This is a genomic window from Streptomyces sp. NPDC059853 (assembly GCF_042731495.1).
In the GTDB taxonomy this organism is placed as follows: Bacteria; Actinomycetota; Actinomycetes; order Streptomycetales; family Streptomycetaceae; genus Streptomyces.
The window spans coordinates 8,486-28,518 of sequence record NZ_JBHWJL010000040.1 but is presented as its reverse complement, the minus strand read 5'-3'; the positions used below and the strand labels follow the sequence as shown (position 1 = coordinate 28,518).

At 72.0% G+C, this 20,033-nt stretch carries 18 protein-coding genes and 1 pseudogene; 12 read left to right on the top strand and 7 right to left on the bottom strand.

Features of this window, described 5'->3' with window-relative positions; genetic code table 11:
• Both ACFV5N_RS07120 and ACFV5N_RS07115 read left to right on the top strand, forming a co-directional pair.
• A partial coding sequence (locus tag ACFV5N_RS07120) for a D-alanyl-D-alanine carboxypeptidase (protein WP_385595176.1) occupies positions 1-1,932 on the top strand: 1,932 nt, incomplete at its 5' end.
• Positions 1,933-2,012: 80 nt separating this feature from the next.
• Positions 2,013-2,192 carry a hypothetical protein gene (locus ACFV5N_RS07115; RefSeq protein WP_019431605.1) on the top strand — a complete coding sequence of 60 codons (180 nt, stop codon included), beginning with the start codon at positions 2,013-2,015 and terminating at the stop codon, positions 2,190-2,192.
• A 42-nt stretch (positions 2,193-2,234) separates the two neighbouring features.
• Here the strand turns inward: ACFV5N_RS07115 and ACFV5N_RS07110 are convergent, their stop codons facing one another.
• From ACFV5N_RS07110 to ACFV5N_RS07100, 3 genes are all read right to left on the bottom strand, one after another.
• Positions 2,235-2,948, bottom strand: a complete 714-nt coding sequence (locus tag ACFV5N_RS07110; protein ID WP_385595173.1) for an HNH endonuclease family protein — start codon at positions 2,946-2,948, stop codon at positions 2,235-2,237.
• 121 nt (positions 2,949-3,069) lie between these two features.
• A complete protein-coding gene (locus tag ACFV5N_RS07105; protein WP_385595181.1) occupies positions 3,070-3,612 on the bottom strand; it encodes a type 1 glutamine amidotransferase domain-containing protein in 543 nt (180 codons plus the stop codon).
• A gap of 194 nt (positions 3,613-3,806) precedes the next feature.
• Complete coding sequence (locus tag ACFV5N_RS07100; protein ID WP_385595170.1) at positions 3,807-5,021, bottom strand: SAM-dependent methyltransferase; 1,215 nt, start codon at positions 5,019-5,021, stop codon at positions 3,807-3,809.
• A gap of 63 nt (positions 5,022-5,084) precedes the next feature.
• Between ACFV5N_RS07100 and ACFV5N_RS07095 the strand changes: the two genes are divergently transcribed.
• From ACFV5N_RS07095 to groL, 3 genes are all read left to right on the top strand, one after another.
• A complete protein-coding gene (locus ACFV5N_RS07095) occupies positions 5,085-6,017 on the top strand; it encodes a polysaccharide deacetylase family protein (protein WP_385595167.1) in 933 nt (310 codons plus the stop codon).
• Positions 6,018-6,241: 224 nt separating this feature from the next.
• Positions 6,242-6,553 carry a co-chaperone GroES gene (groES, locus tag ACFV5N_RS07090; RefSeq protein ID WP_019431600.1) on the top strand — a complete coding sequence of 104 codons (312 nt, stop codon included), beginning with the start codon at positions 6,242-6,244 and terminating at the stop codon, positions 6,551-6,553.
• A 138-nt stretch (positions 6,554-6,691) separates the two neighbouring features.
• A complete protein-coding gene (gene groL / locus ACFV5N_RS07085) occupies positions 6,692-8,317 on the top strand; it encodes a chaperonin GroEL (protein ID WP_385595164.1) in 1,626 nt (541 codons plus the stop codon).
• A 119-nt stretch (positions 8,318-8,436) separates the two neighbouring features.
• Here the strand turns inward: groL and ACFV5N_RS07080 are convergent, their stop codons facing one another.
• From ACFV5N_RS07080 to ACFV5N_RS07070, 3 genes are all read right to left on the bottom strand, one after another.
• Positions 8,437-9,132, bottom strand: a complete 696-nt coding sequence (locus ACFV5N_RS07080) for an ester cyclase (RefSeq protein WP_385595161.1) — start codon at positions 9,130-9,132, stop codon at positions 8,437-8,439.
• Between the two features lie 71 nt (positions 9,133-9,203).
• Positions 9,204-10,010, bottom strand: coding sequence for an SDR family NAD(P)-dependent oxidoreductase (locus ACFV5N_RS07075; protein ID WP_385595158.1), 807 nt, complete (start codon positions 10,008-10,010; stop codon positions 9,204-9,206).
• 27 nt (positions 10,011-10,037) lie between these two features.
• Positions 10,038-10,355: a WhiB family transcriptional regulator gene (locus ACFV5N_RS07070; protein ID WP_019431596.1), complete on the bottom strand. Its 318-nt coding sequence runs from the start codon at positions 10,353-10,355 to the stop codon at positions 10,038-10,040.
• Positions 10,356-10,772: 417 nt separating this feature from the next.
• Here ACFV5N_RS07070 and ACFV5N_RS07065 point away from each other — a divergent pair, with 417 nt between their 5' ends.
• The 5 genes from ACFV5N_RS07065 (at position 10,773) to ACFV5N_RS07045 (ending at position 15,850) form a co-directional block, all read left to right on the top strand.
• Positions 10,773-11,384: a response regulator transcription factor gene (locus ACFV5N_RS07065; protein WP_019431595.1), complete on the top strand. Its 612-nt coding sequence runs from the start codon at positions 10,773-10,775 to the stop codon at positions 11,382-11,384.
• A gap of 282 nt (positions 11,385-11,666) precedes the next feature.
• Entirely contained in the window at positions 11,667-12,242 is a 576-nt protein-coding gene (shbA, locus tag ACFV5N_RS07060) for an RNA polymerase sigma factor ShbA (protein ID WP_019431594.1), read from the top strand.
• A 168-nt stretch (positions 12,243-12,410) separates the two neighbouring features.
• Positions 12,411-13,916 (top strand): IMP dehydrogenase, encoded by a 1,506-nt coding sequence (guaB, locus tag ACFV5N_RS07055; RefSeq protein ID WP_385595154.1) that lies wholly within the window; start codon positions 12,411-12,413, stop codon positions 13,914-13,916.
• A gap of 53 nt (positions 13,917-13,969) precedes the next feature.
• Positions 13,970-15,085, top strand: coding sequence for a GuaB3 family IMP dehydrogenase-related protein (locus tag ACFV5N_RS07050; protein ID WP_385595151.1), 1,116 nt, complete (start codon positions 13,970-13,972; stop codon positions 15,083-15,085).
• 120 nt (positions 15,086-15,205) lie between these two features.
• Entirely contained in the window at positions 15,206-15,850 is a 645-nt protein-coding gene (locus ACFV5N_RS07045; protein ID WP_385595178.1) for a Uma2 family endonuclease, read from the top strand.
• Positions 15,851-15,881: 31 nt separating this feature from the next.
• Here the strand turns inward: ACFV5N_RS07045 and ACFV5N_RS07040 are convergent, their stop codons facing one another.
• Entirely contained in the window at positions 15,882-17,120 is a 1,239-nt protein-coding gene (locus ACFV5N_RS07040) for a nucleotide sugar dehydrogenase (RefSeq protein WP_385595148.1), read from the bottom strand.
• 190 nt (positions 17,121-17,310) lie between these two features.
• On the opposite strand from ACFV5N_RS07040, the gene ACFV5N_RS07035 reads away from it, so the two are divergent.
• Together ACFV5N_RS07035 and ACFV5N_RS07030 are read left to right on the top strand one after the other, a co-directional pair.
• On the top strand, positions 17,311-19,017 hold the full coding sequence (locus tag ACFV5N_RS07035; RefSeq protein ID WP_385595146.1) for a glycerol-3-phosphate dehydrogenase/oxidase: 1,707 nt from the start codon (positions 17,311-17,313) through the stop codon (positions 19,015-19,017).
• A 377-nt stretch (positions 19,018-19,394) separates the two neighbouring features.
• Positions 19,395-20,033, top strand: a pseudogene (locus ACFV5N_RS07030) (hypothetical protein); the annotation flags it as partial.

Here is a 20,033-nt window from a genome sequence, read left to right as displayed (position 1 = left end):
GGCCGTACCGACCCGCGCCGTGACGCGGGCGAGCAGAGCGCCGGGGACGCCCCGGAGAAGCCGGGAGCGGCGGCCTCGGTGCCACCGAAGCCGGGCCGGGCCCCCGACGCCCCCGCCTCCGCCTCCGCCGAGGCGAGCGAGGCCGCGGCACCGCCGAAGCCCACCGCCGCGCCGGCGGCGTCCGGGGCGGATCAGCCCGCGGGGGCCGCCGCAGCGCCGCCGAAGCCGGACAAGGCGCCGCCCGGCGCCGCTCCGGCCGGGGACGCGAAGCCCGCCACGAAGGGCGCGGACCTGTCGAAGCCGTCCGGCGCCTCGCCGGACGCGGGCGAGCGCGCGGGGAAGGCAGCCGTGCCGCCGAAGCCCGCCGCGGCCCCGTCCCCGGGCGGCGAGCCGGCGACCCGGGGCGCGGATCTGTCCAAGCCGTCCGACGCCGCCCCCGGCGGGGACGCGAAGCCGACCGGCACGCCGTCCGAGGGCGGCAAGCCCGCGGGTTCCGCGTCCGTGCCGCCGAAGCCCGCCGGGGCCCCGGCCGGGTCGCCCGCCGACGCGCCGGAGAAGGCCGCCGCGCCCCCCGCCGCGCCCGTACCGCCGCCGCCCGCCGGGCCGCCGCCGCTGCCGGACTCGGAGCGGGCGCCGCTCGAACTGCTCGCCGCGCTCACCAACACGCCCCCGCCGCCGCCCACCCCGCTGCGGACCGTGCTGCGCCGGATCAAGATCTGGTCGCCGCTGGTCGTCCTGCTGCTGATCATCTTCACGATCGCCCAGTCGCTGCGCCCGCTCCCCGAGCCCACCCTCGGTCTCACCGCCGCCGACACCCACACCTTCGACGGCGAGGCGCCCACCGCGCCGTGGCCCGGGGCGGGCCAGGCCGCGCTGGACGTGGACGGGATCGGCACGTTCGGCACCTCGGGCGACCAGGAGCCGGTGCCGATCGCCTCCGTCGCCAAGGTCATGACCGCGTACCTCATCCTGCGCGACCACCCCATGGACCCGGACCCCGAATCCACCGGCGCCACGATCCCCGTGGACCAGCAGGCCGAGGACGACGTGGCGCTCGGTGACACGGACGACGAGTCCGTCGTCTCCGTCACCGCGGGCGACGAGCTCACCCAGCGCGAGGCCGTCGAGGCGATCATGATCGCCTCCGCCAACAACGTGGCCCGGCTGCTCGCCCGCTGGGACGCCGGTGGCTCCGAGGCCGACTTCGTCGCCAAGATGAACGAGACCGCCGCCGAACTCGGCATGAAGAACACCACCTACACCGACCCCTCCGGCCTCAGCCCGGACACGGTCAGCACCGCCGAGGATCAGGTCATCCTCGGCAAGGCGGCCATGGAGGACCCGGTGTTCCGGCAGATCGTGCGGATGCCCGAGTACTACGACAGCAACGGCGAGCGGCACGGCAACTGGAACCACCTCGTGCCCATGAACGGCACCGTCGGCATCAAGACCGGTACCACCACCACCGCGCTCGGCAATCTCCTCTTCGCCGCCGAGCAGACCGTGGGCGAGGAGACCCGGCTCATCGTCGGCGCCGTGCTGCGGCAGCCGCCGGACCCGGTGGACCTGTCGATCCTCACCGGGGCGCTCAACGCGGGCAGGACGCTCATCGAGTTCGCCCAGCAGGAGCTGATCGAGGAGACGGTGCTCTCGGCGGGCGACATCGTCGGCTACGTGGACGACGGACTCGGCGGGCGGACCCCGGTGGCCGTCACCGAGGACGTGAAAGCGGCCGGCTGGCCGGGGCTGAAGCTGCGTGTGGAGCTGACCGCCGGTGAGGACGCCGTACCGCACTCCGCCGCCGCCGGGACCGAGGTCGGCACGCTGACGGTCGGCGACGGCACGGGCGGCAGCGAGACGACCGTTCCGGTGGCGCTCGCCGAGGACCTGACCGAGCCCGGGTTCGGCGCCAAGCTGCTCCGGTTGGGCTGATCGGGGCCGGGTGGGCCCGTGCCGCGTGCTACCGCGTGGTACGGGCCCTTCCGCCGCCGGGCAGGCGATAGCATCGCCCGGTGGCGCGATCACCACAGGACGAGGCGGCGTGGCGGGACCTGGACCCGGCCACCCGGGCGAGGCTGGATTTCCTCGACCCGGAGGATTTCACCGTGGGCCGCACGGCCGAGGCGGCCGAGCAGTGGCAGCGGTTCACCACCATTCTCGACAAGGCCGAGAACTACCGGTCCGCGCGCTGAGTCCGGCGCCCGGCGGGGGCCCGGCGCGCGGACGGTGCCGCGTCAGGCCGGGCAGGTGTCGAGCATCGCGGCCAGCTCGTCGTGTTCGTCCTGGGTGACCGTCAGGTCGTACCCGTGCTTGACCTCGGTCCACGCCAGCGCGTACTCGCACCAGAACTCCTCCAGCGGTGGCTGCCAGTCCTCGGGGCCCTGGTCACCCTTGGACCGGTTGGAGGCGGCGCTGACACCGAGCAGCTGCGGTCCGGTGAGGTCGTTGGCGAAGGCGGCGCGCCGTTCCTCGTCCCAGCTGTCGGCGCCGGAGCGCCAGGCGTTGGCGAGCGGCACCATGTGGTCGATGTCGACGTCCTTGGCCTCGTTCAGGGTGACGCCGTCGTAGGCGCTGTACCAGGTGCCCGAGGTGGGCTGGCAGTTGTCGTCGGTGACGACGTCCTCGCCGTCGCGCTGGAGTACCTGCTGGCGTGCCGTGCAGCCGTCGGTGGAGGCCCAGTGGGGGAACTTGTCCCGGTTGTAGCCGCTCATGGAGCCCTGTTCGGCGATCGTCAGCTCGCCGAGCCGGGTGCGGGCGTCCTCGGGGGTGGGCAGTCCGGGGAGCGCCGTGACGATGAAGTCGGTGGCCGGTGGGGCGCCGTCGGCCGGCGGCGTGCTGTCCGTGGCGCGGTCCGCGGGCTCGGCGGCGTCCTCCACCGTGCAGCCGCCGAGCGCCAGAGCGCTGCTGACGGCTATGGCGACTGCGACTGCGATATGACGGCCGCGCATGTGGCCCACCCCATGTTTCTGTTGAGTTCCGTGCTTGACCGATGACGATCTTATGGGCCGGCACGGAACGTCAACATGGTGGTGAAGGAGTCAGCCACCGGCGCGCGGACGCCGGGTCACCTCAGGCGGAGGCGGCGGCGAACTGGGCCAGGAACGCCTCGTCGAAGGCCGGGAGGTCACCGGGTTTGCGGCTGGTGATGAGGGTGTTGGGGCCGTTGTTGTCGATGACGACGGGCTCGTCCACCCAGGTGCCCCCGGCGTTGCGGATGTCGGTCTTGAGGCTGGGCCAGGAGGTGAGGGTCCGGCCGCGTACGGTGTCGGCCTCCACCAGGGTCCACGGTGCGTGGCAGATGGCCGCGATGGGGCGTCCGGTGGCGAAGAAGCCGTTGATGAACGCCAGGGCGCGGCTGCTGAGCCGCAGCGCGTCGGGGTTGGCCACGCCGCCCGGCAGGACCAGGCCGTCGTAGGACTCGACCGAGGCTTCGGCGACGGTCTCGTCGACGGGGAAGGTGTCCGCCTTGTCGAGGTGGTTGAACGCCTGGATCCGGCCACCGTGGGTGGAGATCAGGCGGGGTTCTCCGCCGGCTGCGAGCAGAGCGTCCCAGGGGTCGGTGAGTTCGATCTGCTCCACGCCTTCGGGGGCTACGAGGAAGGCCACGCGCACGACGGTCACGTCCTTTCGCTTCCGGTCCTGTGGGTGTCGTGCCGGTGCGGGTGCCCCGTCGGCGGGGCGGTCATGCATGGGCGGGGGCGGGAAATCCGGTGCGGGAGCGGGGGCGGTGGGCGACGGTTTCCGGCCAGGGGCCGGGCCGGGAGGTCAGGTGACCGGGAAGACGGCGGTGCCGGGTCCCGGCGGCGTCAGCCCGCGGCGCCGCCCTCCTCGGCCAGCGGCCGGGCCAGCAGCATCACGGGGGCGCCGGCGAGCCGGGTGACGATGACGGTGGCCCGGTGCGGGCCGCTGGGCCTGAGGCGCTTGCGCAGCTCGTCGGGGTCGATGGCCGAGCCGCGCTTCTTGATGGTCACGGTGCCCGCGCCGCGTTCGCGGAGCAGGGCGCGCAGCCGTTTCACGTTGAACGGCAGGACGTCGGTCAGTTCGTACCCGGTGGCGTACGGGGTGGTGGCCGGGGTGTCCGTGGTGATGTACGCGATGGTCGGGTCGAGCAGCCGTCCGTCGAGCTGGGCGGCGACCTCGGCCACCAGGTGGGCGCGGATGACCGCACCGTCCGGCTCGTACAGGTACCGTCCCGGCTCGCCGGCCGGGGCTTGCCCGGTGGCGCCGGTGAGGGTGGCCCCGGCGGGCAGCAGGGTGGCGCGGCGGGTGCCGGGGGCGCCGGTGCCGAACCAGAGCACCGCTTCCTTGACCTCGCCGCGGTCGGAGACCCACTCGGCCTCGGCACCGCCGGGGACGGCCTCGTGCGGGATGCCGGGGGCGGTCTTCAGCGCGGCGTACGGGGTGCGGGCGGCGGCGCCGACGGCCCAGGACAGCGGGGGCGAGTACGCCTCGGGGTCGAAGATCCGGCCGCGTCCGCCGCGCCGGGCGGGGTCGACGAACACCGCGTCGCAGCCCGCCGTGTGCTCCTCGCGGACCTCGGCGCAGCGCACTTCGATCAGGCCGTCCAGGCCGAGGGCGGCGGCGTTGGCCTCGGCGACGGCGCAGGTGAGCGGGTCGCGGTCGACGGCGAGGACGGAGATGCCGGCCCGGGCCAGGGCGATGGCGTCGCCGCCGATGCCGCTGCACAGGTCGGCGACGCGCCGTACCCCCAGTCCGGTCATCCGCCGGGCGCGCCAGGCGGCGACGGAGGCGCGGGTGGCCTGTTCGACGCCGTGCGGCGTGAAGTACATGCGGGCGGCGTCCGCGCCGAACTTCGCCGCCGCGCGCTGCCGCAGGCGTGCCTGGCCGAGGGCGGCGGAGACGAGGTGGGCGGGGTGGTCGCGGCGCAGCCGGGTGGCGAGGGCGAGTTCGTCGGCCGGGTCGAAGTCCCGCAGGTGGTCGAGGAGCTGTTGTCCTTCGGGGCTCAGCAGGGCGTCGAAGGTCGGTCGGGCGGAGGAATCGGGTGCGGCCACGTGGGTCATTCTCCCCGGCGGGCCGGAACGTCGCGCCGGGAGTCCCCGGTGGGCGGTGCCAGCATCCGCCCCATGAGGATCATAAGACAAGTACGACAAACATCATTTTTCTGGACCGGGGTCGCCGGCTCCGGACTCGCGGTGCTCGGCCTGACCCTCCTCTCCTGCGGCACCGCGACCACGGCCGCACCCGCCGCCGACACCGCCGCAGCGGGTCTGGGCGCACCGCAGCGCGCCCAGGCGCGTACGGTGGCCGACGCGCTCACCACGTACGCCGACCACCTCGCCGCGGCCGAGAAGCTGCGGCTCGCCGCCGCCAAGCGCTGGGGGCTGGCCAAGGCACCGCTGCGCCCGCCCGCGCCGCCCGACCGGAAGCCGGAGCTGACCTCGGAACCCGGCCACATCGGCGGCGAGGGCCTGCCGCCCGTCATCACCCGGGTCCCCACCGAGGACAAGGTCGTCTTCCTCACCATCGACGACGGCGCCCACAAGGACCCGGAGCTGCTGGACATGCTCCGCGAACTCGACATCCCCGTCAGCGCCTTCCTCTCCGACTACGTGGCGCGCGACGACTACGACTACTTCCGGACCGCCCGCGACGACGGCTGGGGCATCCACAACCACACCGTCAACCACCGGGAACTCCCCACGCTCTCCGCCGCCGGACAGAAGGAGGAGATCTGTGCCCAGCAGGACACCCTGGAGGAGGAGATGGGCGAGCGCCCCACTCTCTTCCGCCCGCCGTACGGGGCCTACGACCGCGACACCCTGCGCGCCGCCGCGTCCTGCGGCGTGGAGGTGGTCCCGCTGTGGGCCGAGGAGGCGTTCCCCGACCGCATCGCCTGGGGGCGCGAGGACAGGAAACTGCACCCGGGCGACATCATCCTCACCCATTTCCGGGGCGAGAAGGAGTGGAAGGGCACGATGCCCGACATGATCCGGCGGGTCGTCGACACGGCCACCGCGCAGGGTTTCGCCATCGCCAGACTGGAGGACTACCTCTGAGGTCAGCGGGGTACGGCGGTCTCCGTGGACGCCGTCGCGGAGGCGCGCGCTGGCACTCTGGTTGACTGAGTGCTAATCGCCGCCTACTCTCAATTCTGGCACTCTCCACCGGCGAGTGCCAGCGATGCGCGACGGGCGGATCCGGCACCCGCGACGACGGGTCCTCCAGGGCGCTATCCCAAGACAGCAGACCCTTAAGAGCTCTCCGAAGGGGGAGGTCGGACGTGACCGCCACCACCAGTTCCAAGGTTGCCATCAAGCCGCTCGAGGACCGCATTGTGGTCCAGCCGCTCGACGCCGAGCAGACCACGGCCTCCGGCCTGGTCATTCCGGACACCGCGAAGGAGAAGCCCCAGGAGGGCACCGTCCTCGCCGTGGGCCCGGGCCGCTTCGAGAACGGCGACCGTCTGCCGCTCGACGTCAAGGTCGGCGACATCGTGCTGTACAGCAAGTACGGCGGCACCGAGGTGAAGTACAACGGCGAGGAGTACCTGGTGCTCTCCGCCCGCGATGTGCTCGCCATCATCGAGAAGTAAGCCCCAAGCGCTTCACTTCACCCGGCCGCGCCCCGGCTCCCCGTCACCGACAGCCGGGAGAGGGGCGCGGCTGCCTTTTCGCCCCGAGCTACCAGCTCGCTCCAGCTTCCACATACTTTTACGAGGGATACGCACGTCATGGCGAAGATCCTGAAGTTCGACGAGGACGCCCGGCGCGCCCTCGAGCGCGGTGTCAACCAGCTCGCCGACGCGGTGAAGGTGACCATCGGTCCCAAGGGCCGCAACGTCGTCATCGACAAGAAGTTCGGCGCCCCCACCATCACCAACGACGGTGTCACCATCGCCCGTGAGGTGGAGATCGAGGACGCCTACGAGAACCTCGGCGCCCAGCTGGTGAAGGAGGTGGCGACCAAGACCAACGACATCGCGGGTGACGGCACCACCACCGCCACCGTCCTGGCCCAGGCGCTCGTCCGCGAGGGGCTGCGCAACGTCGCCGCCGGTGCCTCCCCGGCCGCCCTGAAGAAGGGCATCGACGCCGCGGTCCGCGCCATCTCCGACGACCTGCTGGCCAGCGCCCGCCCGATCGACTCCAAGGAGGACATCGCCGCCGTCGCCGCGCTGTCCGCCCAGGACAAGCAGGTCGGCGAGCTGATCGCCCAGGCGATGGACAAGGTCGGCAAGGACGGTGTCATCACCGTCGAGGAGTCCCAGACCTTCGGCCTGGAGCTCGACTTCACCGAGGGCATGGCCTTCGACAAGGGCTACCTGTCCCCGTACTTCGTCACCGACCAGGAGCGTATGGAGGCCGTCCTCGACGACCCGTACATCCTGATCCACCAGGGCAAGATCTCCGCCATCCAGGATCTCCTCCCGCTGCTGGAGAAGATCATGCAGTCCGGCGGAGCCTCCAAGCCGCTGCTGATCATCGCCGAGGACGTCGAGGGCGAGGCCCTGTCCACCCTCGTCGTCAACAAGATCCGCGGCACCTTCAACGCGGTCGCGGTCAAGGCGCCCGGCTTCGGTGACCGCCGCAAGGCCATGCTGGGTGACATCGCCACCCTCACCAACGCCACCGTGATCTCCGAGGAGGTCGGCCTCAAGCTGGAGCAGGCCGGTCTCGACGTGCTCGGCACCGCCCGCCGCGTCACCGTCACCAAGGACGACACCACCATCGTGGACGGCGCCGGTGACACCGCCGACGTCGCCGGCCGGGTCGCCCAGATCAAGGCCGAGATCGAGACCACCGACTCCGACTGGGACCGCGAGAAGCTCCAGGAGCGCCTCGCCAAGCTGGCCGGCGGCGTGTGCGTGATCCGGGTCGGCGCCGCCACCGAGGTGGAGCTGAAGGAGAAGAAGCACCGTCTGGAGGACGCCATCTCCGCGACCCGCGCCGCGGTCGAGGAGGGCATCGTCCCCGGTGGTGGCGCCTCGCTGGTGCACGCCGCCAAGGTGCTGGAGGGCGGCCTGGGCAAGGAGGGCGACGAGGCCACCGGTGTCGCCGTCGTCCGCCGCGCCGTCGTCGAGCCGCTGCGCTGGATCGCCGAGAACGCCGGCCTTGAGGGCTACGTCATCACCTCCAAGGTCGCCGAGCTGGACAAGGGCGAGGGCTACAACGCCGCCACCGGCGAGTACGGCGACCTGGTGAAGGCCGGCGTCATCGACCCGGTCAAGGTCACCCGCTCCGCGCTGGAGAACGCCGCCTCCATCGCCTCCCTGCTGCTCACCACCGAGACCCTCGTGGTGGAGAAGAAGGAAGAGGAGCCGGAGGCCCCCGCCGGCGGTCACGGCCACAGCCACTGAGCCGTCGCCGCGAGGCACCGGAAGGCACCGGAAGGCCCCCGTCCCGCCCGTTCACCCGGGTGGGGCGGGGGCCTTCCCCCGTCACGGTGTGCGGCGGCGTACCGCCTCCGGCGGCGCCGTCAGGTCTCGACCAGGCCGAGCTGGGCCATCACCCCGAGCTGGTCCCAGTTCCACCAGCCCTCGGCGATCTTCCCGTCCTCGAAACGGAACGTGGTGTGGCCGGTGATGGTCAGCGGCCGGCCGGTCGGCTCCAGTCCCAGGTACTCACCGGAGTGGGTCCCCGTCACCGTCCACCGGGTCGTCACCAGCTTCCCCTCGGCGATCTGCTCCTCGATGACGAACACCGGCTCGAAGGCGCTGAGGTACATCCCCATCTGCTCCTTCAGCTCCCGCAGACCCAGCGGGCCGGCCGCGTTGGCCGGGTCGTGGTCGGCGTAGTCCGGGCTCAGGAGCCCGTCCGCCGCGCCGATCTCCCGGTCATTGATCACGGTCTCGAAGAAGGCACGCGCCGCACGCTTGTTGAGCTGCTCGTCGCGGACGACGTCCAGGTCGGTGAACCGGGGGACGTCGTCGCACAGTTCCATCATCTCCTTGAATATCCGGTCGGTCTCCGGGAGTTTCGAATTCCTCATCGCCTCCTCGTACGAGGGAAACTCCACGATCTCCACGACATGAGTGGAATCCGACCGGTCCTTGCCGACGATCGAGTGGGTAGCCGTACGCTTCCCCCTCGTCGCCTCGGTCCAGCGGTCCATGAGACGGTCCATCTCACCGACCCTGGAGGTCTTGAGGTCGATTACTTGCACGAACGTCATGACCGATTCCCTCGGGAGAGTGCATTCACCTCATATCTTCAGCGTAAAACCGGCAGGACGGTCATGTCCTCCTACCCGCCCGGGGTATCCGTTCCCGGCGCCTCCCGCCGCGGCCCGTACTTCCGCCCCGCCCGGCTGGTGATCCCGCCCAGCGCCCCGCGCGGCACCAGCTTCGCCGCGCCGAGCAGCGCCTTGTACCGGGGATCGGGGATCGACACCGTGCGGCCCCTGGCCAGGTCCCGCAGGCCCGCGTCCACCACCTTGTCCGCGTCCAGCCACATCCAGTCCGGGATGGCCTTGGTCCCCATCCGCGCCCGTGCGTGGAACTCGGTCCGCACGAACCCCGGGCACAGCGCCATCAGCCGCACCCCGTTGCCCGCCATGTCCCGGGCCGCCCCCTGGGTGAACTGCACGACCCACGCCTTCGACGCCCCGTAGGTGCCGCGCGGGACGAACGCCGCCACCGACGCGACGTTCACCACCCCGCCGCGCCGCCGCTCCCGCATGCTGACGACGGCCGCCGTGGTCAGCCGCAGCACCGCCTCGCAGTGCACCTTCAGCATCCGCAGCTCATCGTCCATGGGCACGTCCGGATAGCTGCCCTTGAGGCCGAAGCCGGCGTTGTTGACCAGCAGGTCCACGGGATGACGGCGGTCACCGAGCCGTTCCTCGACCGCCGCGATCCCCTCGTCCTCGGCCAGATCGGCGACCAGCACCGCCGCTTCGATCGCGTGCCGGTCGTGCAGCTCGGCCGCCGTGCTCCGCAGCCGCTGCGCGTCCCGTGCCACCAGCACCAGATTGTGGCCGTCCCGCGCCAGCCGCCGGGCGAAGGCGGCCCCGATACCGGCGGTGGCTCCCGTCACCAATGCAGTTGTCATGCGGAGACGGTAGCCGGTCGGCTCCGGTCAGTCCCGGCGGGTTGGCGTGTTCGCGTCCACCAGGTTCCGGCGGGCCCGGCCCATCAGTTCCTCGCGCTCGTCCTCGGTCAGCCCGCCCCACACCCCGTAGGGCTCGCGCACCGACAGCGCGTGCGCCGCGCACTCCGACCGGACCGGGCAGCGCATGCACACCTCCTTGGCCTGCGCCTCGCGCGCGCTGCGGGCGGCACCGCGCTCGCCCTCGGGGTGGAAGAAGAGGGAACTGTCCACGCCCCGGCACGCGGCGAGCAGCTGCCAGTCCCAGAGATCGGCGTTCGGGCCCGGAAGCCGGGAGAAATCTGCCATGAGAGTGTCCCATCGGATACGAGCTGTCGTCGGTCCGGCTTGATCAGTCCACATCCGCCGCCGTTGGGCAGATGTAAATATGACTACCAGCCGAATATATCCGGAAACCTCTTAAAACGGGCAGGCACGGCTAAATAGGGCAAAAACGAATGTTCGGCGTGTTGGGTGAAGCGCGCCTATCGCGTGACGGAATCGTCACGTAGAGTGCTGAAGGCTGTGGGGTTGATAGCCCAAGGACGATCGCAGGTGAAGTACGGAAGCCGTAACTCTTTCGGGTGACCGTCGTTGAGAGGGCGGAGGCGGTTGATGGAAGAGACCACCGCCGGGCCAGGGGGCCCGGGGCCGTCAATCGCACAGGTGACGACATACAACAGCCTGGAGGCTCAACGTGATGCGCATCAGCTGCGGAGGCCGGCCATGACGTCCGTTCTTGTCTGCGACGACTCCCCGCTCGCGCGGGAAGCCCTGCGCCGAGCGGTCGCCACCGTGCCCGGCGTGGAGCGGGTCACCACGGCCGCCAACGGCGAGGAAGTCCTCCGCCGCTGGGGTGCCGACCGGTCCGATCTCATCCTGATGGACGTCCGGATGCCGGGGCTCGGAGGTGTGGAGACCGTGCGGCGGCTGCTGTCGGCCGACCCGGGCGCCCGCATCATCATGCTCACCGTGGCCGAGGACCTCGACGGTGTCGCCCTCGCTGTCGCGGCGGGCGCCCGTGGTTACCTGCACAAGGACGCCTCGCGCGCCGAGCTGCGGGCCACCGTCACCCAGGCCCTGGCCGACCCCACCTGGCGGCTCGCCCCGCGCCGGCTGCGCTCGTCCGACATGGGCGCCGCCCCCACCCTCACCGCACGCGAGATCCAGGTGCTGGAGGGAATGAGCCACGGGCGGTCCAACGCCGAGATCGGGCGTGAGCTTTTTCTCTCCGAGGACACCGTCAAGACCCACGCCCGCCGGCTGTTCAAAAAGCTCGGGGCATCCGACCGGGCACATGCCGTGGCCTTGGGTTTCCGCTGGGGCCTGGTCCGCTGAAACGGCCGGGCCACACGGGCCGGACGGGGAGGGGCGGCCCGTGTCTGTCGCCCCGTCCGGCACGGAGCGGGCCTGAAACTTTCCCCGGTGCCGCATGCTTGAAGCATGACGCTCCTTGGGGACGAGCCGGCCACGTGCGAGGGGAGGGCCCGGGACATGACGGGCAGCAGTGCTCCCGCTCCGAACGCTGCGAAGACATCTCAGCACGCTTCACATAACGCTTCGGTGCACAACTCACCACACGGTGCACCGGACCGCGGCGCGACGGTGCACCATGGACCGATGCGCGATGACGAGACCACGGCGATCGGCGCCCTCGTCCATCGGGCCGCCGAGGGCGACGCCCAGGCGACTCATGACCTGCTCGCCCACGTGCACCCGCTGGCGGTGCGCTACTGCCGCACCCGGCTGGCACGGCTGCCGGGTGAGGCCAGACACTTCGTCGACGACCTGGCGCAGGAAGTGTGCCTGGCGGTGCTCTACGCCCTGCCCCGGTACCGCGACACCGGCCGGCCCTTCGACGCCTTCGTGGTGGCCATCGCCCAGCACAAGGTCGCCGACCTGCAACGCGCGGCCATGCGCGGCCCCGGCTCCACCGTCCTGCCCTCCGACGAGATGCCCGAACGGGCGGACGACTCGCTGGGGCCCGAGGAACGGGCGCTGCTGAGCAGCGACGCCGAATGGGCCCGCAAACTCCTGGCCAACCTTCCCGATCACTTGCGCGAGCTGGTGCTCCTGCGGGTGGCGATCGGACTGACCGCCGAGGAGACCGGGCAGAAGCTCGGCATGTCCCCGGGGGCCGTGCGGGTGGCACAGCACCGGGCGCTCAGCCGGCTGCGGGCGCTCGCCGGGCGCTGACGCATGCGGCGAGTATCACGGCCGGGACGTAAGCACGCGGTAAGAGTGAGTCCCGGGTTCCGCTTAGCATGGACAGCCAGGCTGGGCAAGGGTGCGTAGGCCGGATGGATGCGTGCGTGCGGAGGTAAGCAGCGCGTGAGCCGCGAGCGTGGAGAGGCAGTCGCAGTCATGAGTGATTACACCGATGGAGTGCCGGACAAGTTCGCTGCCCTCGGGCTGACCTTCGACGATGTGCTGCTGCTGCCGGGCGCGGCCGACATGGCCCCCGGCGACATCGACACCTCCTCGTACATCTCCCGCAACGTCCGGGTGAACGTCCCGCTGCTGTCGGCGGCCATGGACAAGGTCACCGAGGCCCGGATGGCCATCGCGATGGCGCGCCAGGGCGGGGCGGGCGTCCTGCACCGCAATCTGTCCATCGAGGAGCAGGCCGCCCAGGTCGACCGGGTCAAGCGCTCCGAGTCGGGCATGGTCACCGACCCGATCACCATCCGGCCCGACGCCTCGCTGCGCGAGGCGGACGAGCTGTGCGGGCGGTTCCGGATCAGCGGCGTGCCCGTCACGGACGCGGCCGGCAAGCTGCTGGGCATCGTGACCAACCGCGACATGGCCTTCGAGTCGGACCGCAGCCGCCAGGTGCGCGAGGTCATGACGCCGATGCCGCTGGTCACCGGCCAGGTCGGGATCTCCGGCGAGCAGGCCATGGAACTGCTGCGCCGGCACAAGATCGAGAAGCTGCCGCTGGTGGACGCGGACGGCCGGCTCGGCGGGCTGATCACCGTCAAGGACTTCGTCAAGGCGGAGAAGTACCCGAACGCCGCCAAGGACGCCGAGGGCCGGCTGATCGTGGGCGCGGCCGTCGGTGTCGCCGGGGACGCGTACGAGCGGGCCCAGGCGCTGATCGAGGCCGGCGTGGACTTCGTCGTCGTGGACACCGCGCACGGGCACTCCAAGCTCGTCCCGGACATGGCCGCCAAGATCAAGTCGAACTACGACCGGGTCGATGTCGTGGCCGGCAACGTGGCCACCCGGGACGGCGCCAAGGCCCTGGTGGACGCGGGCGTCGACGGCATCAAGGTCGGGGTCGGCCCCGGCTCGATCTGCACCACCCGGGTGGTGGCCGGCATCGGGGTGCCGCAGGTCACCGCGATCTACGAGGCGTCGCTCGCGGCCCGCGAGGCCGGTATCCCGGTGATCGGCGACGGCGGCCTCCAGTACAGCGGCGACATCGCCAAGGCGCTGGTGGCCGGCGCGGACACGGTGATGCTGGGCTCCCTGCTGGCGGGCTGCGAGGAGTCGCCGGGCGAGCTGCAGTTCATCAACGGCAAGCAGTTCAAGTCGTACCGCGGCATGGGGTCGCTGGGCGCCATGCAGTCGCGCGGCGAGAAGCGCTCCTACTCCAAGGACCGCTACTTCCAGGAGTCCATCGGCGACGACGACAAGCTGATCCCCGAGGGCATCGAGGGCCAGGTGCCCTACCGCGGGCCGCTGGCCTCCGTCGTGCACCAGCTGGTGGGCGGGCTGCACCAGTCGATGTACTACCTGGGCGGCCGCACCGTGCCCGAGATCAAGGAGCGCGGCCGGTTCGTCCGGATCACGGCGGCGGGCCTCAAGGAGAGCCACCCGCACGACATCCAGATGACGACCGAGGCCCCCAACTACTCGCGGCGCTGAACCCGGGGATACTGGGACGTCTGCCGGGAGAAGCACAGGGAAAGGCTCAGCACGTGACGGAGATCGAGATCGGGCGCGGCAAGCGCGGGCGGCGGGCTTACGCGTTCGACGACATCGCGGTGGTGCCCAGCCGGCGTACGCGGGACCCCAAGGAGGTGTCGATCGCCTGGCAGATCGACGCCTACCGCTTCGAGCTGCCGTTCCTGGCCGCCCCGATGGACTCGGTGGTGTCGCCGGCGACGGCGATCCGCATCGGGGAGATGGGCGGCCTCGGGGTGCTGAACCTCGAAGGGCTGTGGACCCGCTACGAGGACCCCGAGCCGCTGCTGGCGGAGATCGCCGGACTGCCGGAGGAGAGCGCCAACCGGCGGCTCCAGGAGATCTACGCCGCGCCGATCCGCGAGGAGCTGATCGGGCAGCGCATCAAGGAGGTGCGGGACGCGGGCGTGGTGACGGCCGCGGCTCTCTCGCCGCAGCGCACCGCGCAGTTCTCCAAGGCCGTGGTGGACGCGGGCGTGGACCTGTTCGTGATCCGCGGCACCACCGTCTCGGCCGAGCACGTGTCGGGCGCGGCCGAGCCGCTGAACCTCAAGCAGTTCATCTACGAGCTGGACGTGCCGGTGATCGTGGGCGGCTGCGCCACGTACACGGCGGCCCTGCACCTGATGCGGACGGGCGCCGCCGGTGTGCTGGTCGGCTTCGGCGGCGGCGCGGCGCACACCACGCGCAACGTGCTGGGCATCCAGGTGCCGATGGCGACCGCGGTGGCGGACGTGGCGGCGGCGCGCCGGGACTACATGGACGAGTCGGGCGGCCGGTACGTGCACGTGATCGCGGACGGCGGCGTCGGCTGGTCGGGCGACCTGCCGAAGGCGATCGCCTGCGGCGCGGACGCGGTGATGATGGGCTCGCCGCTGGCCCGGGCCACGGACGCGCCGGGGCGCGGGAACCACTGGGGCATGGAGGCGGTGCACGAGGATGTGCCGCGCGGCAAGAAGGTGGAGCTCGGGACGGTCGGCACGACGGCCGAGATCCTGACCGGCCCCTCGCACATCCCGGACGGCTCGATGAACTTCTTCGGCGCGCTGCGCCGGGCGATGGCGACGACGGGCTACTCGGAACTCAAGGAGTTCCAGCGCGTGGAGGTCACGGTCGCGGCGTCGCGTTAACGCGATGGAGTGATCATTTCCCTCGATCGGCGGTACGGCGCGCGGACGCCCGCATGATGGTGCCGGGGCACCCATGCGGGCGTAGCCTGTCACCAGAGAGGGAAGGGGCGGAAAGTGACGATGATCGCCGAAGGCGCCATCGATTCTGCCGATGATTCCGTGACCGAGCCGGTGAAGAAGCCACGAATGGACCCCATCGATCTGCTGATCGCGCTCGAAGAGGCTGTGGATGTGCCGCTTCGGCCCGAGTTCATCGAGGGGATGGCGATCGTGCCACCACAGCCCGGAGACGCGCACAACCGAGGCGCGGGCGAGCTGTACTTCCAACTGCGTTCCGCTGGATTTCAGCTGGCAGGGCTGGGCAACGGATTTCGGTCGGGAATCAAGGGCGAGCGGACGCAGGGCTTGCTGATTCCGGACTTCTACGTGCTGCGCCGTCTGCCCTCCGAGGTCGACGAAGCGTACTGCCGGGCCCACAAGGGCTGGTACTCGGTCGATCTGCTGGATCTGGTCGGCGAGGTCACCTCCAGCAACCATGAGACGGACACCGGACCCAAGTACCGGACGTACGCGGCTGCCGGGGTCCCCGTGTACGTGCTGATCCACCGGGACGAGAAGAAGGCGTACGCCTATTCGGACCCGAAGCCGGGTGATGAGTCGGCCAAGGCGCGCTACGCCACCAAGGTCGAGGTCGATCTGGGGCGTGCACTTCCGCTGCCCGAGCCCTACCCGGCGCTGGACACATCGGTTTTCCTGGCCGGGTAGCCGTCGCCTCCAGGCCGGTGCGGCCGGCGGGTCACAGCCGGTGGGCGGCGCCGGCGGGGGTGGCGCCGCGGGTGTCCAGGAGCAGCTGGGCCTTGGCGGCCAGGCCCTGGAGGTCGTAGACGGAGTGGTGCTGGAGCAGCAGGGTGAGGTCGGCTCCGGCGGCGGCCTCGTAGAGGGAGTCGGCGCGGGGGACGGGGGCGCCGCCGACCCGCCATTGGGTGACGTAGGGGTCGTGGAAGCTGAGCCGGCCGCCGAGGTCGGTGAGGCGGCGGGCGATCTCCCGGGCCGGGGCGCCCTGCTGGTCGGGGAGGTCGGGCCGGTAGGTGACGCCGAGGAGCAGCAGCCGGGCGCCGCGTACGGACTTGCCGTACTCGTTGAGGAGGGTGGCGGCGCGCTGGGTGACGTACCCGGGCATCCGTGAGTTGACCTCCTGGGCGAGTTCCACCATGCGCAGCCGGCCGGGGGCGACGTCCATGGGGGCGGCGTGGCCGCCGACGCCGGGGCCGGGGCGGAAGGCGCGGAAGCCGAAGGGCTTGGTCTCGGCGCAGCGCACCACGTCCCACAGGTCGACGCCGAGTTCGTGGCAGAGCACGGCCATTTCGTTGACGAGCGCGATGTTGACGTGCCGGTAGTTGGTTTCGAGGACCTTGACGGTCTCGGCCTCCCGGACGCCCTTGGCGCGGACGACCTTGTCGGTGAGCCGTCCGTAGAAGGCCGCGGCGGCCTCGGTGCAGGCGGGGGTGAGGCCGCCGATGACGCGGGGGGTGGCGGCGTAGTCGTGGTGGCGGTTGCCGGGGTCGAGGCGGCCGGGGGCGTGGGCGAGGTGGAAGTCGCGTCCGGCGCGCAGCCCCGATCCGGCTTCGAGGGCGGGGGCGAGGAGTTCTTCGGTGGTGCCGGGGGGCACGGCGGATTCGAGGACGACGAGGGTGCGCGGGCGCAGCCGGGGCGCGAGGACGTGGGCGTACTCCAGGACGCCGGTCAGGTCGAGGGAGCGCTGGTCGGCGGCGGGCGGGGTGGGGGCGCAGATGAGGGCGGTGCGGACCCGGGTGAGGAGGGCCGGGTCGGTGCCGGCGTGGAAGCCGGCGGCCAGCATGCGGCGCAGGTCAGCGGCGGCGAGGGTGCTGCCGGCCGGGGGGCGGCCCGCGTTGAGTTCGGTGGCGGTGTGCTGGTCGTCGGTGTAGCCGACGGTGCCGACCCCGATGGCGGAGGCGGCCTGTGCGGCGGGCAGACCCAGATGGCCGAGTCCCAGGACGGCGAGGTCAGCGGGCATGTGCGGCGGCTTCCCTTCTCCCCTGTGCGTGGAGCGCACCTATATGACATATATAGCGGATTGTCAGTTCGGTGGGGTTTGTGCCGCGCGGAGCCCCCGGAAATGGGAGAGCATCGAGAAGCGGGTCACCACCGGCGGGATCGGCGAGCGAGGGGGCGGGACTCGGAGCAGCGAACGACGAGGAGGCACCGTGAAGACAGCGACCCTGGGACCCGGGCAGCGGGCCGAGGCACTCGCCCGGATGGCCGAACGCGAGCTGGACGTTCTCGTGGTGGGCGGCGGCGTCGTCGGCGCCGGCACCGCGCTGGACGCGGTGACCCGGGGCCTGAGCACCGGCATCGTCGAGGCCAGGGACTGGGCGTCCGGCACCTCCTCCCGGTCCAGCAAGCTCATCCACGGCGGACTGCGCTACCTGGAGATGCTCGACTTCGCCCTCGTGCGTGAGGCGCTCAAGGAACGCGGACTGCTGCTCGGCCGCCTCGCCCCGCACCTGGTCAAGCCGGTGCCGTTCCTCTACCCGCTCCAGCACCGCGGCTGGGAGCGGCTGTACGCGGGCACCGGCGTCGCGCTGTACGACGTCATGTCCCTCTCCTCCGGCCACTCCCGCGGCCTGCCCCGCCACCGTCACCTCACCCGGCGGCACGCGCTGCGGGTCGCCCCCTGCCTGAAGAAGGAGGCGCTGGTCGGCGCGCTCCAGTACTACGACGCCCAGATGGACGACGCCCGCTACGTCGCCACCCTGGTCCGCACCGCCGCCTCGTACGGGGCGCTGGCCGCCAACCGCACCCGGGTCACCGAGTTCCTGCGCGAGGGCGAACGCGTGGTCGGCGTCAAGGTGACCGACCTGGAGGACAACGGCGCGTACGAGATCCGCGCCCAGCAGGTCGTCAACGCCACCGGCGTGTGGACCGACGACACCCAGGGGATGATCGCCGAACGCGGCCAGTTCCACGTCACCGCCTCCAAGGGCATCCACCTGGTGGTGCCCAAGGACCGCATCCACTCCTCCACCGGGCTGATCCTGCGCACCGAGAAGAGCGTCCTGTTCGTCATCCCCTGGGGCCGGCACTGGATCGTCGGCACCACGGACACCGCCTGGGACCTGGACAAGGCCCACCCGGCGGCCTCCAGCGCCGACATCGACTACCTGCTCGAACACGTCAACTCCGTGCTGGCCGTGCCGCTGACCCGCGACGACGTGGAGGGCGTGTACGCCGGGCTGCGCCCGCTGCTGGCCGGTGAGTCGGACGCCACCAGCCAGTTGTCGCGCGAGCACACGGTCGCGCACCCGGTACCCGGCCTGGTGGTGGTCGCTGGCGGCAAGTACACGACGTACCGGGTGATGGCGAAGGACGCGGTGGACGCCGCCGTGCACGGCCTCGACCAGCGGGTGGCCGACTGCTGCACCGAGGAGATCCAGCTCACCGGGGCCGAGGGCTACCACGCGCTGTGGAACGCGCGGGCCCGGATCGCCGCCCGCACCGGGCTGCACCACACGCGGGTGGAGCATCTGCTCAACCGCTACGGGTCGATGATCGAGGAGATCCTGGAACTGATCGACTCCGACCCCTCGCTGGCCGAGCCGCTGCCGGCCGCTGACGACTATCTGCGGGCCGAGATCGTCTACGCCTGCTCGCACGAACAGGCCCGGCACCTGGAGGACGTGCTGACGCGGCGCACCCGCATCTCCATCGAGACCTTCGACCGGGGGACGCGCAGCGCCCGCGAGTGCGCCGAGCTGATGGCGGGCGTGCTGGGCTGGGACCAGCAGCAGATCGAACGCGAGGTGGAGCACTACCAGAAGCGGGTGGAGGCGGAGCGCGAGTCGCAGCTCCAGCCCGACGACCAGACGGCGGACGCGGCCCGGCTGGGGGCGCCGGACACCGTACCGCTGTAGCGGGGCGGACCGGTCGGCGGTGCACGGGGCCGGAGGGGTCCGGCGGCTCCGGTAGTCCGCGCGCCGGTCAACGTCCCGGCCCGGCCGGGCCGTGACGGCGGGTCGGCCGCCGTCGCCGCAGCCGGGGCGGGCCCGCGCGCACGCGGACGGCACGCGCCCGGCGGCCACCGGCCCCGCGGAATGTGCGGGCCGCACGGACCGGGACGCCCCCGGTCCGGCACCCGGGCCGGGGCCAAGGGGCGGGACCTGCCGGGCCGTTCGGTCCGGTGCGGGCCGAACCGCCGCGCCCGCCGGGGGCCGTTCGGTGGCCGGGCCTGGGGCGGGAGCGTCGGCGTCATGGGTCACAATGGCCGGGGAAGCCGGAGGGGACACGACGCATGGGCCAGGACAGCGGGGACATCGGAACCCGAGCCGACGAGCGCACCGGCCGGGCGGCCGGCCGACCGACGCGGGCGGAAGAGGAACGGGCGGAGCGGACCGCCGGATCGTCCGGGGCGGAGCCCGCCGCGATCCGGGACGGCGCACCGGAAGCCGACGCGGCGGCGGACGCGGTGCCGGAACCGGACGCGGGACCGGACGCGGGACCGGACGCGGGACCGGACGCGGAAACGGAACCGGAAACAGAGCCGGAACCGGAAGCGAAGTCGGCGGCGGAAGAGGAACCGGAAACCCGGTCCGGCGCGGCCCGGACGGTCGCAGAACACGAGGAGCATGCCGTGGACCGGGAGCAGCGGACCGCACCGTCCGCCACGGACGGTGCGGCGTCGCGGCCACCGGCCGGGGCGGAACCGGCGGTGGCACTGCGGAAGACGGAGGAGAGCGGGGCCACGGCGGAGGCCGGGGACGCGCCGCGACCGGAACCGGAAGCGGAATCCCCGGCGAAGCCGGAAGCGGAACCCGCGCCGGAACGCGCCGCCGCCTCCCGGGGCGCCGAGCGGGGCTCCGCCTCCCGGCAGCCGGAATCGCCGTCCGCCGGGCCCGCGCCGGACGCCCCGGGCCGGAGCGCGTCCGAACCT

Coding starts and splice junctions, on each gene's coding strand:
- ACFV5N_RS07110 (WP_385595173.1), bottom strand. CDS start 2,948: ATGCGCGGCCGTCATATCGCAGTCGCAGTCGCCATAGCCGTCAGCAGC.
- ACFV5N_RS07100 (WP_385595170.1), bottom strand. CDS start 5,021: ATGACCCACGTGGCCGCACCCGATTCCTCCGCCCGACCGACCTTCGAC.
- ACFV5N_RS07095 (WP_385595167.1), top strand. CDS start 5,085: ATGAGGATCATAAGACAAGTACGACAAACATCATTTTTCTGGACCGGG.
- groL (WP_385595164.1), top strand. CDS start 6,692: ATGGCGAAGATCCTGAAGTTCGACGAGGACGCCCGGCGCGCCCTCGAG.
- ACFV5N_RS07080 (WP_385595161.1), bottom strand. CDS start 9,132: ATGACGTTCGTGCAAGTAATCGACCTCAAGACCTCCAGGGTCGGTGAG.
- ACFV5N_RS07075 (WP_385595158.1), bottom strand. CDS start 10,010: ATGACAACTGCATTGGTGACGGGAGCCACCGCCGGTATCGGGGCCGCC.
- ACFV5N_RS07070 (WP_019431596.1), bottom strand. CDS start 10,355: ATGGCAGATTTCTCCCGGCTTCCGGGCCCGAACGCCGATCTCTGGGAC.
- ACFV5N_RS07065 (WP_019431595.1), top strand. CDS start 10,773: ATGACGTCCGTTCTTGTCTGCGACGACTCCCCGCTCGCGCGGGAAGCC.
- shbA (WP_019431594.1), top strand. CDS start 11,667: ATGCGCGATGACGAGACCACGGCGATCGGCGCCCTCGTCCATCGGGCC.
- guaB (WP_385595154.1), top strand. CDS start 12,411: ATGAGTGATTACACCGATGGAGTGCCGGACAAGTTCGCTGCCCTCGGG.
- ACFV5N_RS07045 (WP_385595178.1), top strand. CDS start 15,206: ATGATCGCCGAAGGCGCCATCGATTCTGCCGATGATTCCGTGACCGAG.
- ACFV5N_RS07040 (WP_385595148.1), bottom strand. CDS start 17,120: ATGCCCGCTGACCTCGCCGTCCTGGGACTCGGCCATCTGGGTCTGCCC.